The sequence below is a fragment of the Glycomyces rhizosphaerae genome (assembly GCF_042647865.1).
In the GTDB taxonomy this organism is placed as follows: Bacteria; Actinomycetota; Actinomycetes; order Mycobacteriales; family Micromonosporaceae; genus Glycomyces; species Glycomyces rhizosphaerae.
Genome location: NZ_JBHRWO010000011.1, coordinates 12752 through 27288 on the forward strand (window position 1 = coordinate 12752; position 14537 = coordinate 27288).

11 protein-coding genes are annotated in these 14537 nt (G+C 69.9%); 6 read left to right on the forward strand and 5 right to left on the reverse strand.

Annotated features, from left to right (window positions below; translation table 11 throughout):
• The first annotated feature begins 167 nt into the window (after nucleotides 1-167).
• A complete protein-coding gene (locus ACFO8M_RS14270) occupies nucleotides 168-1304 on the forward strand; it encodes a S8 family peptidase (protein ID WP_387976440.1) in 1137 nt (378 codons plus the stop codon).
• 31 nt (nucleotides 1305-1335) lie between these two features.
• Here the strand turns inward: ACFO8M_RS14270 and ACFO8M_RS14275 are convergent, their stop codons facing one another.
• The gene (locus tag ACFO8M_RS14275; RefSeq protein ID WP_387976443.1) at nucleotides 1336-3921 is read right to left on the reverse strand and encodes a GNAT family N-acetyltransferase; all 2586 of its coding nucleotides are present in this window, start codon (nucleotides 3919-3921) and stop codon (nucleotides 1336-1338) included.
• A gap of 64 nt (nucleotides 3922-3985) precedes the next feature.
• Between ACFO8M_RS14275 and ACFO8M_RS14280 the strand changes: the two genes are divergently transcribed.
• The gene (locus ACFO8M_RS14280) at nucleotides 3986-4699 is read left to right on the forward strand and encodes a siderophore-interacting protein (RefSeq protein ID WP_387976446.1); all 714 of its coding nucleotides are present in this window, start codon (nucleotides 3986-3988) and stop codon (nucleotides 4697-4699) included.
• 124 nt (nucleotides 4700-4823) lie between these two features.
• Here the strand turns inward: ACFO8M_RS14280 and ACFO8M_RS14285 are convergent, their stop codons facing one another.
• Nucleotides 4824-5720, reverse strand: coding sequence for a helix-turn-helix domain-containing protein (locus ACFO8M_RS14285; protein WP_387976449.1), 897 nt, complete (start codon nucleotides 5718-5720; stop codon nucleotides 4824-4826).
• 57 nt (nucleotides 5721-5777) lie between these two features.
• On the opposite strand from ACFO8M_RS14285, the gene ACFO8M_RS14290 reads away from it, so the two are divergent.
• Genes ACFO8M_RS14290 through ACFO8M_RS14300 form a run of 3 tightly spaced genes read left to right on the forward strand, consistent with a single transcriptional unit; the run spans nucleotide 5778 to nucleotide 12615 of the window.
• On the forward strand, nucleotides 5778-9083 hold the full coding sequence (locus ACFO8M_RS14290; protein WP_387976452.1) for a DUF5107 domain-containing protein: 3306 nt from the start codon (nucleotides 5778-5780) through the stop codon (nucleotides 9081-9083).
• Nucleotides 9080-11296: a beta-galactosidase gene (locus tag ACFO8M_RS14295; RefSeq protein WP_387976454.1), complete on the forward strand. Its 2217-nt coding sequence runs from the start codon at nucleotides 9080-9082 to the stop codon at nucleotides 11294-11296. The genes ACFO8M_RS14290 and ACFO8M_RS14295 overlap by 4 nt, the downstream gene beginning before the upstream one ends.
• Nucleotides 11297-11346: 50 nt before the next feature.
• Nucleotides 11347-12615: a cellulase-like family protein gene (locus ACFO8M_RS14300; RefSeq protein ID WP_387976457.1), complete on the forward strand. Its 1269-nt coding sequence runs from the start codon at nucleotides 11347-11349 to the stop codon at nucleotides 12613-12615.
• A gap of 79 nt (nucleotides 12616-12694) precedes the next feature.
• Here the strand turns inward: ACFO8M_RS14300 and ACFO8M_RS14305 are convergent, their stop codons facing one another.
• Complete coding sequence (locus tag ACFO8M_RS14305; RefSeq protein WP_387976460.1) at nucleotides 12695-13342, reverse strand: TetR/AcrR family transcriptional regulator; 648 nt, start codon at nucleotides 13340-13342, stop codon at nucleotides 12695-12697.
• Nucleotides 13343-13498: 156 nt separating this feature from the next.
• On the opposite strand from ACFO8M_RS14305, the gene ACFO8M_RS14310 reads away from it, so the two are divergent.
• On the forward strand, nucleotides 13499-13759 hold the full coding sequence (locus ACFO8M_RS14310; RefSeq protein ID WP_387976463.1) for a hypothetical protein: 261 nt from the start codon (nucleotides 13499-13501) through the stop codon (nucleotides 13757-13759).
• Between the two features lie 41 nt (nucleotides 13760-13800).
• On the opposite strand, the gene ACFO8M_RS14315 is transcribed toward ACFO8M_RS14310, so the two are convergent.
• Together ACFO8M_RS14315 and ACFO8M_RS14320 are read right to left on the reverse strand one after the other, a co-directional pair.
• Nucleotides 13801-14073, reverse strand: coding sequence for a type II toxin-antitoxin system RelE family toxin (locus tag ACFO8M_RS14315; protein ID WP_387976466.1), 273 nt, complete (start codon nucleotides 14071-14073; stop codon nucleotides 13801-13803).
• Nucleotides 14070-14357 (reverse strand): type II toxin-antitoxin system Phd/YefM family antitoxin, encoded by a 288-nt coding sequence (locus ACFO8M_RS14320; protein WP_387976469.1) that lies wholly within the window; start codon nucleotides 14355-14357, stop codon nucleotides 14070-14072. The genes ACFO8M_RS14315 and ACFO8M_RS14320 overlap by 4 nt, the downstream gene beginning before the upstream one ends.
• Between the last annotated feature and the right edge of the window lie 180 nt (nucleotides 14358-14537).

A 14537-nucleotide genomic window follows, 5' to 3' on the forward strand; every position in this document is an offset into this window, starting at 1 on the left:
GCCGGTATTCACTCCATTGTGGGATATTTACGCGCTTCGGCACCGCGCTGCCGAGGCGCGGTCAAATCTGACTAGGTTCAGCGGCCTTGTGATTTGGGCCATATCTGTTTCCTCAGAAGGGTGATGCCGTGGGCGACCACAGGACAAGAGGACCGAACCGCTACTTCATGGCGACGGCTACCGCGACAGCGGTCACGTTCGCGATCGCGCTCGCCGCCTCGCCGGTCGAGGCGCGGACCGCCGAGATCGTCGGCGCCGACAGTCCCGACGCGATCCGCGGCGAGTACATCGTCGCGTTCGAGGAGACGACGACCGAGGCAGAAGACCTCGTGACCCGGTTCGACGGCCGAGTGGAGTCCCGTCTCGACTCCATCGACGCCGTCTTCGTGCACATGTCGGCGGCCGACGCCGAGCGCCTGGCCGCCGACCCGGCTGTGGACTACGTCGAGCAGAACACGCGGGTCCAGACCGCCGCGACCCAGCTCAATCCGCCGTCCTGGGGCCAGGACCGCGTCGATCAGCGCACGCTGCCGCTCGACGCCTCGTACACCTACCCCAATACCGGGACGGGCGTGCACGCCTACATCATCGACACCGGCATCTGGCTCGACCACCCGGACTTCTCGGGTCGGCTCGACCCCGGGTACAGCGCCGTCGTCCCTGATGGCAATGCCCGCGACTGCCACGGCCACGGCACCCATGTCGCCGGCACGGTCGGCGGCACGCTGCAGGGGATCGCCAAGGAGGTGCAGCTGGTGCCCGTCCAGGTGTTCAACTGCAGCGGCACCGCTGACGCCGTCTCGGTCATCGGCGGCGTCGAGTGGGTCACCCAGAACGCCGTCAAGCCGGCGGTCGCCACGATGAGCCTCGGCGGGAGTGCCAGTCAGGCGATCGACACCGCCGTCGAGGCCTCGATCAACTCGGGGGTCACGTACGCCGTGGCGGCGGGCAACGGCAACGCCGATGCCTGCTCCTACTCGCCGGCCCGAGTGCCAGCGGCGCTGACCGTGGCGGCCACGGACGTGAGCGACGTGCGGTGGGGCTCTTCGAACTACGGGTCCTGCGTCGACCTCTTCGCGCCGGGGGTCAACGTCCGCTCTGACTACATCTTCAACGTCACCGCGAGACTGACCGGTACCTCGATCTCGACGCCGCACGTGGCAGGGATGGCCGCGCTCTATCTGTCGGCCAACCCGACCGCTAGTCCGGCGACGGTGGCCTCGGCGTTGATCGGGAACGCCACGACAGGGGTGGTCACCGATCCGGTCGGCAGTCCGAACCGACTGCTCTTCGTGACGCCTTAGGTCGCGCGGTCGGCGTTCCTGCCGCCGGTGGTCACGCCCTGTTGCAGGGCGCGTCCTCCCTGCGCAGGAACGCCAACCGGGCGGTCTTCTCCGGCAGCTGGATCTCGGGCCCGAGGGTGAACCCGGTGCGGCGCATGCGGACCGCGGCCTGCTCGTTCCGGGCGTCGGGTTCGACCACGATCCGCCGGTGCGTTGGGTCCGCGAAGAGGTAGGCGGCGAGGACTCCCATGAGGACACCGGTGAAGCCGACCTGGGTCTTGCCGCCGGCGGAGGCGACGAGCAGGTGGGCGCCGATGTCACCGGGCTCGACCTCGTAGCATTCGCCGACGGGATCGGCGTCGGGCTCGTAGGTCTGGAAGAGCGCGATCGGTTCCCCTTCACGCAGCACGAGGAACGCGTGATGCGTCTCCAGCGAGTCGAGGAACTCGTAGATCTCGAGCACGTGCTCGCGGGCATGCCCGGTCATCCCCCAGAAGCGGGCCCGTTCCTCGGTGACCCAGCCGTAGATGAGGTCGAGGTCCTCGGTCGGATGCACAGGCACAATGGACACTCGGCCGAATCCGTCGACGGACTGCTCGAACACTGCCGGACGGTCGATCATGCGGTACTCCTCATGCAGCTCATTCCAATCGGTCACGACGGGCACCAGTTCCCCGCGCCGCCACAGCGGGAACTGGTCGCGGAAGTGAGGCCCCGGCACTCCGGAGGCTCCGAAGGGGACGATCCAGAGGCTCTGCTCCCGGTCCGCGAGGTCCCAGACCCAGCGGGCGGCCGGGCCGCGGGAGAAGTCCTCGGTGATCCCGGGGGCGCCCGAGGTCGACAGGACGCAGTCGGCGTCGCCGGACACGCCGGTCAGCGCCTCCGGCGGGTCCGCGTCGCGCCAGGGGACGAGCCGGTGGACCTCGCCCCAGGTCGTGGACGGCCGTGCGGCGGCCGCTTCGATGGCGTCCCGGAGCGCGGCATCGCGCTCGTCGAGGCCGATCAGGTCGCCGTTGAGCAAGTGCTCCAAAGCGAACCCGATCCGGACTTCGAGCACGAGCCAGGGCGCGAACACCTCCGGATACCGGGAGGGCTCGGCGAGCGGGGCGAAGACCGGCAGCGCGGCGAAGCTCCGAACGAACGCGGCCCGGAACGCGGCGAAGGCCGCGGCCTCGGTGCTGTCGGCGTCCATCCGGCAGTCCCAGGCGAGCAGGCGTTCGCGCAGCAGCGCGGAGGACCCGCTCAGGTCGAGCCCGGGCAGAAGTCCGAGCAGCGTTGCGGCCGTGGGCAGGTAGGTGTCCGTATGGATTGCGGCCATGTCGGCGGGGGTCCAGTCGCCGCGGGCGTCGAGCAGTTTGCCGATCCGCTCGACCCGATACGGCGAGCAGAACTCGACGCCGAGCTCCCCTGAGATCCCGCGGTCGTTCGCCATCGCGGCGAATCCGCTGACGTTGTTGGAGGCCAGGGGCTTCCAGCCGTTCCAGGCGAATTGCGGTTCCCAGGCGGGCACGGGCCGGACGAAGCTGGCGGGGTCTCGCTCGGGGACGCGCCCGGCGACGCGGTGCAGCAGTCCCCCGGCGGTGTCGGCGGCCATGACCACGTTCACCGGGAGCACCCAGCCGTCAAGCGCGGCATCGACATCGGCGACCGTGCGCGCCCGAAGCAGCTTCGGCAGCGCGGCGAATCCGAGCTCTGGGTCGGCATGCAGCGGGCTGCGCAGGCTGAGCGCCGCGCCGTCGTCTTCGGCGATGACGGAGCCGCGTCCGGTCACGGTCACTGCAACCGTGGCGGTGGCGCCTTCGGCGACTTCGATCGTCTCGGTCCAGGACCGCGCAGGCTCCCAACCGTCGGGCCCGAATGCCTCGACGTCGCCGTCCTCGGTGCGGCGCAGGCGTTCGTGGAAGAGGTCCTGGGTGTCGGCCATGGCGTTGGTGATGCCCCAGGCGACGCCGCCGGTGTGCCCGAAATGGGCGATGCCGGGTATGCCGGGCATGGCCAGTCCGACGACGTCGTACTCGTCGCAGGCGAGTCGGATCTGCTGGTAGGAACCGGGAAGCTGCAGGAACCGGTGCGGGTCTCCGGCGAGGATCGGGGCGCCCGAAGCGGTGCGTGTCCCGTCGACGATCCAGCCGTTCGATCCGGTCGGGGCGGGTCCGTCCATGGCGAACCGTCCGACCGCGTCCTCTCCCAGGTGCTCGATGACGCGCTCGCGCCAGAGCTTCGCGGGGAAGCCGGACCCGAAGAGCAGGTGCTCGGCGTGCCAGACGGCGAGCGGCGTCCATGGGTCCCAAAGCCTTGGGGGCCTGGTGAACTCGGGTGCGGCGGCCGCCGCTTTCGGCAAGGCGGCATTGACGCCGGCGACGTACGCGCGCACCCAGTCGGCGGTCTCGTCGTCGAGTCGGTCGTAGGCCGAACGCGCGGCGTCGAGGATGCCGGTCTGGCGCGCGAGCCGGTCCCAGGGCAGCCATTCCTCGCCGAAGATCGCGGCCGAGGTCCCGGCCGCGCGCCGGTGGAGGGTCTCGAGCTGCCAGGCCCGGTCGGTGGCGGCGTTCGAGCCCTGGGCGAAGGCGAGCGACAGGGGGTCGGCCGCGCGCAGATGTGGGACGCCCCAAGCGTCCCGATAGCACACGAAGCTCATAGTTAGGTTAGTCTAACCTAAGCGTTCGAACATTGATCTTGACTGCGACCCGGGAGGATTCGGCATGGGGCACGGCTGGGAAGGTGCGGTGCTGAAGCTGCTGCGCGCCAAGGACTTCAAATTCACCGTCACGGGCGCGGCGCAGATCACCGAACACTACCGCCGCCTCACCTTCACCGACGGCGGCCTCCTCGCCGAACTGCCGCTGCACCCGACGATGTGGGTCCGCCTCTGGTTCGACAACGACGGCAAACCGCACCAGCGCGGCTACACGATCGTCGACCCCGACCCCGAGAACGGCACGTTCGCCATCGAGTTCGCCCTGCACCAGGGCATCGCGAGCGACTGGTCCCAGAGCGTCGAGCCGGGCGAGTCGATCCAGGCCACGGTCTACGGCACCGGCTTCGAACCCCTCGACCCCGCCCCGGAACGCCTTCTCATCGTCGGCGACGCCGCGTCGCTGCCGGCCGTCAACTCCCTGCTCGACGCCTTCCCCGACACCCCGGCGACGATCTGGTTCGAGACCGCGAACGACGACGAACTCCCCCACCGGATCACCGACCGCCACGACCTCAAGCTCGTCCCCCGGGCCGACGACGGCGAGTCGCTGGTGACCCAGGTGCGGAAGGAGCTTCCGGAACTGGCGAAGGACACCGCTCGGGTCTACTTCTGGATCGCCTGCGAGGCGAAGTCGACGAGGGCCCTGACCACCTTCGCCCGCAAGGAGATCGGCTTCCCCAAGGACCGTATGCACTCCATGGCCTACTGGCGCGGGTAACGCCTCCGCCCTGAACACGGCGGCGGACGGTCCCCCGGCCGGGAATCGATCCGGCGGCCGCGTCTCCGCCTTCGGTGAAGATGCGCCGGGCCACATCTGACGTTCGGGCATGTCGTGCAGCAGGTCAGGGGCTGGATGGGCGGTTGCGGTAGGCCGTCGGGGAGCTGCCGTGGGATTGCGTGAACTGGCGGGAGAAGTACATGGCGTCGTCGTAGCCGACCGCTCGGGCGACCGCCGCGATCGGAAGCGTCGTGCCGTCGAGGAGTTCCCGGGCACGTCCCATCCTGAGCTGGGTCTGGTAGCGAAGCGGTGAGACGCCCAGGTGCCGCCGGAAGAGGGCGGTCAGCTGGGAGGTGCTGAGGCCGACCATCGAAGCCAGCGCGCTGACCGAAGTTCGCTGCGGCGCAGTCGAACGGAGATGCTCGACGGCGCGTTCCAAGGGGCTGAGGCTCGGGCCGGGCGCTCTGCGGCCGTTCGCGATCACCTGGGCCAGCGCGTTCCAGGCCGCGCCGGTCGCGCGGGTGAGGCCCGCGGTGGTGGGGCCGGAGTCGAGGGCGTCGATGACTTGGGAGACGAGGCTGGCGACCGGGGCGGGGTCGCGCAGGTGGGTGACGGGGCCGCCGGCGGCGGCGCGGGCGGCGTGGGCGAGGTCGGCGGCGTCGGTTCCGGTGAAGTGGAACCACCAGAGGGTCCAGGGGTTTTCGGGTGTCGCGCCGTAGGCGTGGGGGCGGTCGGCGGGTAGGAGGACGACGCCGCCGGGGGTGACGGGGAATTGGCCTTCTTCGGTTCGGCACCAGCCGTTGCCGTTGGTGCACAGGAGCATCAGGTGTTCGGGAGCGCCTCGGGGGCGGTCGCGGCCGTGGCGGGCGGCGTGCGGGAACCAGCCGGCGTCGGTGACGAGGAGTCTCCCGGTCACGGGGTGCTGGAGGGCTTTGCCGATGAGCCGACGGGGGACGACGAGCATGCGCTGGCCTTCGAAGCCTTCGGGGATGGTGTCGAGGTCGGCCGTCGTTTCGTCCATGTCGTCGATTGAATCGGCTATCGACGTGGCATGTCAAGCGGCCATATGGTCGCATCTATGTCTGAGCGTGAATCGCGGATCGTCCTGCCCGAGCCTCCGGCCGCCGTCGCGGGGCTGCCGGTGCGGGCTTGGAGTTCGCCGGTGGTGATCGACTCCTACGAGCCGGGTGTGCCGGATCGGTTTCCGGCGTATCTGGATCGGCGGGTGTACCAGGGTTCGTCCGGGGCGGTGTACCCGTTGCCGTTCATCGACGGTGTTTCGCGGGAGAAGGCGCCGCGGGCGTGGGAGGCGGTGCATCTGGAGAACGAGTACGTGCGGTTGATGATCCTCCCGGAGCTCGGAGGACGGATCCACATCGGACTCGACAAGACGCGGGGCTATGACTTCTTCTACCGCAACGAGGTCATCAAGCCGGCGCTGGTCGGTCTGGCCGGGCCGTGGGTGTCGGGCGGGGTGGAGTTCAACTGGCCGCAGCATCACCGCCCGGCCACGCATCTGCCGGTCGAGTTCCGGATCGAGGCAGAGGACGACGGCGCGGTGACGGTCTGGTGCTCCGATCATGATCCGTTCGCGCGCATGCAGGGCATGCACGGGATCCGGTTGCGGCCCGCGAGCGCGCTCATCGAGTTGCGCGGGCGGCTGGTCAACCGGAGCGATGACGTGCAGACGTTCTTGTGGTGGGCGAACGTCGCCGCCGAGGCGGGTGAGGACTACCAGTCGTTCTTCCCGACCGATGTGCGCGTGGTGGCCGACCATGCGAAGCGTGCGACGACGGCTTTCCCTGCGGCGCAGGGCCACTACTACGGGGTGGACTATCCGGCCCGGATGCTTGAGCGCCCTGGCGGCGACCGTCTCGACTGGTATCGCAACATCCCCGTGCCCACGTCGTACATGTGCTTGGACAGCGAGGACGATTTCTTCGGCGGCTACGACCATGGTGCCCGCGCCGGGTTCGTGCATTGGGCCGATCACCGCATCGCGCCCGGGAAGAAGCAGTGGACTTGGGGCAACGCGCCGTTCGGGTGGGCTTGGGATGCGCATCTGACGGACTCCGGAGGGCCCTATGTGGAGCTCATGGCCGGGGTCTTCACCGACAACCAGCCGGACTTCGCGTACCTCGAACCTGGTGAGACCAAGACGTTCTCGCAGTACTGGTATCCGATCCAGGAGACCGGGCCGGTCCACCAGGCCACCCGGGACGCGGCCGTGCGCCTGGACATCGTTGCAGCTCAAAGTGAGACGCGTCTGCGCATCGCCGCGGCGACGACCGGCCCGCGCCCGGAGGCCCGTGTGCTGCTTCGCGCGGGCGAGCGCGTCCTTCACGATGTCATCGCCGATCTCGCGCCCGGCACGCCCTACGTCCACGAATTCACTGTCGCCGGGGCGGTCGACCCGACCAACTGCGAACTCTCGGTCGCCCACGAGGGCGATCTCCTCGTGGCATGGCGGCCCCGACCGGAATCGGCGGTGTCCGAACCGCCGGAGCTGGAAGCCGAGCCGGCGACCGAGCCGCCGCTGCCCGCCGACGTCGCGTCGACCGACGAGCTCTTCCTCACCGGCCTGCACCTCGCCCAGTATCGGCATGCGACCCGCTCGCCCGAGCCGTACTGGGAGGAGGCCCTCCGGCGCGATCCCGGCGATGCCCGAAGCCATACCGCCCTCGCCGCTCGCCGCCAGCGCGAGGGACGCCTCGGCCAGGCCGAACGCCACCTCCGCGCTGCCGTTGCGCGCTTGACTCGTCGGAACGCGAACCCGCGGGACGGCGAGGCTCACTATCGGCTCGGGTTGGTGCTCGCCCGGCAAGGGCGGCATGGCGAAGCACGTGAGGCTTTCGGTAAGGCGATGTGGGATCAGGGCTGGCGCGACGCGGCGGCGGTCGCGACGGCTCGGATCGATCTCGCGGCGGGCCGGGAGCCGGAGGATCTCGATGCGGTGCTCGAACGCAACCCCGAGCACCCGCAAGCCCGAAACCTCGCCGCGGTCGCGGCCCTTCGACGCGGCGACGAGGCTGCTGCGATCGCCTTGGTGCGCGGCACGATCGGCTGCAACCCGCTCGACGCCTGGGCGCGAGACCTCGAAGCCCGCCTGGATCGCAACGCCACCGCCACGAGGGTCCTCGATCCCACGATCGTCCTCGATGTCGCCCTTGAATATCGGTCCGTCCACGAGGACGACGCCGCCTTCGCGCTGTTCGAGCGCGCCGCCTCTCTGCCGGTGCTTCCCGGTCGGACCAATATCGCGCCGCTCGCGCTCGTCCACCGCGCCGATCGCGAACTCGAGCGCGGCGACCGGCCCGCCGCCGAACGCACGCTCGCGCGCATGCACGCCATGGACCGGACTTGGTGCTTCCCTTCCGTCTTGGACAACGACGCACTCGAACGGCTGCGCCGAGAATGGCCCGAGGACTCGGCCCTGGCCGCCCTCTGCGGCCACTGGTACTACGCGGCGGTCCGCCGGGAGGAAGCGATCGCCGCGTGGGAAACCGCCGCCAAGCTTTCCGAGGACCCGGTGGTCCTGCGCAATCTCGGCATGGCCGCGTTCAACGTTCAGGCCGATCCCGACCGCGCCGCCGCGTACTACTCGCGCGCCCGCGCCGCAGCCCCCTACGACGCAAGACTGCTGTTCGAGGCCGACCAGCTCGACGATCGGCGCGGCGTCCCTGCAGCCCAAAGGCTCGCGGTGCTCGAGTCGCACCGCGACCTGGTCGCCGGCCGCGACGACCTGTCGGTGCAGTTCGCCGAGCTGCTCACCGCCACCGGCCGCCCGGCCGAAGCGGTCACGGTCCTCACGGGCCGGGCCTTCCAGCCGTGGGAGGGCGGCGAAGGCCGGGTCCTCGCCGCGTGGGAAGCCGCGCACCTCGCCCTCGCACAGGCCGCGCTCGCCGTCGGCGATCCGCACGCGGCGGTCCAACATGCCACGGCCGCATTGGAACCGGTCGCGAGTCTCGGCGAGGCGCGCCATCCGATCGCCAACACCGCGGACCTCCATTTGATGCTCGGCGACGCCCTCGCCGCTGCCGGAGCGGACGCCGCGGCGGCCTGGTCGACCGCGGCCGCGCAGCAGGGCGACTTCCAGGGCATGAGCGTCCAGGCCTACTCCGAGCACACTGCGGCCTCGGTGAAAGCCATGCGCCGGCTCGGCCGCGGCAAGGAGGCCGAAGCCCTGCGCGACGGCTTCGCCCGCTACATCGACGAGCAGGCCGCCATGACCGCCCGCGTCGACTATTTCGCGACGTCACTGCCCGAGATGCTCCTGTTCGACCAGGACGTGCAGGAGGTCCACGACCGCCGCGTGCAGGTGCTGCGGGCCCAACTCGCCGACCTCGACGCCACCGCCCCTCGACAGTCCGAAGGAGAGCGATGAACCCCGAGATCACGGTCAAGGCAAGGTGGATCGAGCGAGCCGGCCGGCCCTGGTTCCCCGTCTCCGGCGAGATCCACTTCTCGCGGCTGCCGCGCGGACGCTGGTCCGAGGTGCTCGGCCACGCCCGCGCCGGAGGCGTCGATGCCGTTGCGACCTACGTGTTCTGGAACGCGCACGAGCCCGAACCCGGGCAGTTCCGCTGGGAGGGGAACCGCGACCTGCGGGCGTTCGTCGAGCTCGCCGCCGAGCACGGTCTCGGCGTCGTCGTCCGGCTCGGCCCGTGGGCGCACGGCGAGTCGCGGTACGGCGGCTTCCCGGACTGGCTGGTCGCGCGCGGCCTGCCGGTACGCACCAACGATCCCGCCTACCTCGAACTCGTGCGGGCCTTCTATGCCGAGACGATCGCCCAGCTCACCGGGCTCGCCCACCACGAGGGCGGGCCGATCGTCGCCGCCCAGGTCGACAACGAGCTGTACGACCGGCCCGAACACCTTGCGGCCCTGAGAGATCTCGCCGAGGAACTCGGCCTTGACGTTCCGATCTGGACGGCCACCGGATGGGGCGGCGCGCAAGTGCCGGATTCGCTGCTGCCGGTGTACGGCGCGTACGTGGACGGCTTCTGGGACGACTCCGAGACCGAATGGCCCTCTTTCGGGCCGGTCCACTTCAGATACAGCGAGGTCCGCGACGACCTCACCGTCGGCGCCGACCTGCGCGAAGCCCTCGACGGCGTGGAGGCCGGCACCGCGCGCGCGAGGCCCGAACTGCCGTTCGCCACTTGCGAACTCGGCGGCGGCATGCACGTGGCCTACCACCGGCGGCCCCTCGTCGCGCCCGAGGACGTGGCCGCGCTGGCGCTCGCGAAGATCGGCAGCGGCTCGGTCTGGCAGGGCTACTACATGTACGCGGGCGGCACCCAGCGCGTCGGCCAGCGCGGCACCGAACAGGAGTCGCAGGCCACGGGCTACCCCAATGACGTTCCGGCCCTGAGCTACGACTTCCATGCCCCGATCGGCGAGCACGGCCAGATCCGGGCCCACCACCATCTGCTTCGGCGCCAACACCTTTGGCTGCGCGAGGAGGGCCACCGCATCGCGACCATGACCACGACGATCGGCGGCGGCAGCGACGACCCGGAGGAGCTGCGGTGGGCGGTCCGCTCGGACGGACACAGCGGCTACCTGTTCCTCACGACCTATCAACCCGCGAAACGACCGCTCGCGGCCCAACCGGGCGTGCAGCTCCACGTCGAGTTCGACGACGGCACCGTCACTGTCCCCAGTAGACCAGTGGATCTGCCGTCCGGGGTCTCGGTCGCCTGGCCGCTGCACTACCGGCTCACGCCGGACCTCGAACTGCGCAGCGCCACAGCCCAACTGGTCACCCGCATCAGCGACGACGCGGGCGAACTCGTGGTCCTCGCCGCCCATGACAACGTCCCCGTCGAGCTGGTGGTCGACGGCGTCGACGGCGTGAAGGTGATCGAGCCGGACACCGCCCCGGGGCCCGCATGCGTCATCGACCTGCCCGGCGTTCGCGTCCTCATCCTCGACGAGCCCGCCGCGAACCGTCTCTACCGGCTGCCGGTCGCCGGACGCGACCGCCTCGTCCTCTCGGACGCACCCGTGTACATCGAGGGCGGCGACCTGGTGCTGCATCCCGACACCAGCCGGTCCACGATCGCGATGCTCCCGCCGGTCACCCTGAGCGGCGCGGGCGAACCTCGAGATGAAGGACTCTGGCGCACTTGGGAAGTCGCGGCGCCCGACGCGGGCACCAGGATCATCGCGGCCGACCTGCGCCCCGAACACGGCCCTCCGCCACCGCCGCGTCGCGGCGGTCCGATGGACCGGCTCAGCGCACCCGTCGACTACTCGGGTGCGGCGCGCCTCCGCGTCGACGTGCCCGACAGCGCGTTCGCCGCCGACCGCACACTGCTGCGCGTGACGTGGACCGGCGACACCGGCCGGGCCTTCGCGGGCGGCGCGCTCATCGGCGACCACTTCTGGCACGGCCGAGCCTGGGACCTCGACCTGACCCCGCACGCTGCAGCGATCGCCGTGCACGGGCTGACCCTCGAACTGCTGCCGTGGCGGCGCGCCACGGGCGTCTGGGTCGACCCGTCGGTTCGCGACCTCCCCGACGGCATCACGGTCGACGCCATCACGGCCGTCAACGTCGCCAAGATCCGCCTCCGCCCCGAACCGGCATGAGTCCGAATCGCACCATGAAAGACCACGACACACCGATAGGAAGCACCGCCATGACCATTCCCGACCATCTTCCCGAGCGGCTCGCCATCACCCTCTGGGACTTCTCCTGGTACGTGCGCACCGGTCCGGGCGAGCCGTTCGAGGACCTCGACAAGGCGTTCGCGAGCGCCCGCGAACTCGGCTACAACACCGTGCGCGTCTGCGCCATGCCGTTCCTGCTCTTCAAGTCCGGTGTGGACACCAAAGCGCTGCGGCTCGAACCCCTCGGCGGCGACTACGGCCAGCGCGTGCGCTGGTACGACCTCAAGCAGCCCACCGTGATCGACGCAAGGGAGCACCTCCTGGCGTTCTTCCGCGCGGCCGACCGCCACGGCATGGTCGTCATCGCCTCCTCGTGGGAGTACCAGCAGAGCCCCGCGTTCGCGGCCGACTCCGCCTGGTTCGAGGCACTGAACGCCGTCGCCCCGGAGCAGCGCCTCACCGTGCTCGGCGAGGCGATGGCCGACCTCGTCGACTTCCTCGCCGCCCACGGCCTGGACCACACTCTCGCACTTGTGGAGCCGCACAACGAACTCCAGATCGGCTACCTCACCGAGGGGCTGCCCGGCAAGGAGGACGCCGTGGTCGAACTCCGGGACCGCATCGAGGCCGGCATCGCCGCGTTCCAGGCCCGCCATCCCGGTGTCCTGTGCGCCCCGAACTACGGCGGCGTCCCGGTCGCCGCGATGCGCGGCCTCCCCCGCAACGCGACCGCGCTGGCGTTCCACCCGTACGTCTACGGGGTGTTGAACGATCTCGTCGAGGAGTTCGCGCTCCGCCGCGACCCGGCCGAGTTCCCGCAGGAGCGCGCCGACGCCGAACTGCTCCGCCCGGGCGCACCTCGTCTGGCGGACTGGGACATCCCGGAGGCGTCGGAGTGGAAGCGCCGCGCGTCGATCATGCAGCGCACCGAGGTCTACGTGCACGACTGGTGCGACCCGGAGAAGGTCGACCGCTGGCTGTACGAACGCTATGGGGCGCAACGGTTCGCGATGGCCGCGCAGCTGCGCGACTGGATCGGCGTCGCCGCCGATCACGCGCGGCGGCTCGATGTGCCGGTGATCTTCGGCGAAGGCTGGGTCGGTTACACGCCCCGTGACTGCCGATTCGAGGAGGGCCCGGTCGGCGCGCAGATCTGCCGCGACGCGGTCGACCTGTCGGTCGAGGCGGACGCGTGGGGCACCGTCGTGTGCTCCAACGCCGCCCCGCATCACCCCATGTGGGCTGATGTCGAGCTGCAGCGCGAGTGCAACGCCCGCTTCATTGCAGGGATCGCGTAACGGAAAGTGTCGTACCCGGCGGGCATCATCGGGTTCGCGGTGGCTGCCGAAGGTTCCGCTCCGGGACGGCTGCGGATCACTAGGTCGCGGTGACGTCGGCGAGGTAGAGGCCGACGATCGCGTCGACGAGGCCGACGCCGGCGTCATGCCAGGTCGCGCGCGAGGTGGGGCGGCCGGCGGCGATGGAGGCCTCGCGGACGGCCGGGACGACGACCATGAGCTCGCGGATCATGTCGTCGCGTTCGGCGCGCGCGGTGGCCGGGAGGTCGGCGAGGCAGCGGTCGAGGCCGGCCTTGATCCGCTGGATCGAGGGGGCCCGGAAGGACTGCTCCTCCACGATCACGCGCAGGGCCGGGTCGGTGAGGACCTGGGCGGCGAAGCGCGCGAACCAGGTCGGGTCGCCGAGGGACCCGAGGTGCTCGGTGGTGGGGAGCACGAAGCATTCGACCCAGTCGCGGAGCCGGTCGGAGTCGCCGATGGCGTCGAGCCGCGCGATGCGCAGGCGCTCCATCGGTTCCATGTGGCGCTGGACGATCGCGCGCACGAGATCGGTCTTGGTGCCGAAGTGGTAGCCGACGGCGGTGTTGTTGCCCTGGCCCGCGGCCTCGGAGATCTGGCGGCCCGAGACCGCCGCGACCCCGTGCTCGGCGTACAGCCGCTCGGCGGCGTCGAGGATCGCCTCGCGGGTCGCCGCGGCCCGCGAGCCCCGTGCGGTGGTGCCGCTCATCGCCGTGCCTCCTCGGATCCTGCGTGTGGTCGCAGCAGCAAGCGTATCAGTCAAGTGACTTAAATGTTCGGGTCGGTGACGCGCCGACCGGAAATCGGGTCGCGATGCCACTACGGTGAGCGTGGCACGAGCAATCCCTAGACGAGGAGTCGGCGCATGGCCAGCACCGCAGAGATCAAGTCGCAGATCCAAGGCGCGATCGAACAGGTTCAGGAGGCGATGGGCGCCATCGGCGGCGCCCAGTCCCAAACCGAGACCGCGATCGGCACCGGCACCGCCGCCACCCAGGACACCGGCAGCTCCCTCCCGGGCGAAGCGCTCGGGCAATGGCAGCAGGCCAAAGGAAAGCTCGAAGAGGCCCTCACCCTCTACCAAGGCGGCGCGGACACCTTCGAGCAGTATGCGAACTCCATTTAGCGACAACGCAAGGGCTCGGCTCGCGCCGAGCCTTGCGGACGCTATTTCGCCTTGTAGGCCTTGCTGCGGTGGCCGACCGCCACGACGAGGACGACAAGCCGACCGTCCTCGATCAGGTAACTGACGCGCCAGTCGCCGATGCGAATGCGCCACCGGTTGTCGTAGCCCTTAAGCTTCTTGACGCCATCCGGCCTCGGGGTCGTCTCCAACTCGACGAGGGCGCGAAGGATGCGACTGTGAATCGTTTTGTCGAGCTTCTGGAGTTGTTTACTGGCTTCGTTCGTGAAGTCAATGCGGTACCGCTTTTCGGTCACGCGATTTCCTCACCGTACTTCTCGGAGTACTCCGCAAGCACCTCGGCCAGCGTCTTGTACGGCTTGTCGCCCTGAGCCTCGATAGCCTGATCAGCGAGCTTGTTCAGATAAGCGTCTTCAGCCTCTTCGAGCATGTCGGCCTCGTCGGCCGGAACCACGGCCGCGATCCGCTTGCCCGCGCGCGTAATAAAGGTCCGGGCGCCGGTGTAGTTCGCCTCGTTGATCACCTCTGCGAGATGAGCCCGCAGTTCACTGACCGAGATCTCGTTCATGACATCAACCATGCCACAATCGTACGGTCTGTACAAGCCGTACGCTCAGATGACACGCCAGCGTTTTGGCGATTTCGGTCAGAACCAGCTCCCGAACGACGGCCCCGGCCCCGGCTCCTCCGAACGGCGGAAGACCGGACCCACGCGCCGGGCCCGTCGCAGCTCACCGCAACCGCCGACCGCCATCCGGAC

Bases quoted from the DNA above. Each gene is read 5' to 3' on its own strand.
- ACFO8M_RS14270 (WP_387976440.1), top strand. From the start codon at position 168: ATGGCGACGGCTACCGCGACAGCGGTCACGTTCGCGATCGCGCTCGCC.
- ACFO8M_RS14275 (WP_387976443.1), bottom strand. From the start codon at position 3,921: ATGAGCTTCGTGTGCTATCGGGACGCTTGGGGCGTCCCACATCTGCGC.
- ACFO8M_RS14280 (WP_387976446.1), top strand. From the start codon at position 3,986: ATGGGGCACGGCTGGGAAGGTGCGGTGCTGAAGCTGCTGCGCGCCAAG.
- ACFO8M_RS14285 (WP_387976449.1), bottom strand. From the start codon at position 5,720: ATGGACGAAACGACGGCCGACCTCGACACCATCCCCGAAGGCTTCGAA.
- ACFO8M_RS14290 (WP_387976452.1), top strand. From the start codon at position 5,778: ATGTCTGAGCGTGAATCGCGGATCGTCCTGCCCGAGCCTCCGGCCGCC.
- ACFO8M_RS14295 (WP_387976454.1), top strand. From the start codon at position 9,080: ATGAACCCCGAGATCACGGTCAAGGCAAGGTGGATCGAGCGAGCCGGC.
- ACFO8M_RS14300 (WP_387976457.1), top strand. From the start codon at position 11,347: ATGACCATTCCCGACCATCTTCCCGAGCGGCTCGCCATCACCCTCTGG.
- ACFO8M_RS14305 (WP_387976460.1), bottom strand. From the start codon at position 13,342: ATGAGCGGCACCACCGCACGGGGCTCGCGGGCCGCGGCGACCCGCGAG.
- ACFO8M_RS14310 (WP_387976463.1), top strand. From the start codon at position 13,499: ATGGCCAGCACCGCAGAGATCAAGTCGCAGATCCAAGGCGCGATCGAA.
- ACFO8M_RS14320 (WP_387976469.1), bottom strand. From the start codon at position 14,357: ATGGTTGATGTCATGAACGAGATCTCGGTCAGTGAACTGCGGGCTCAT.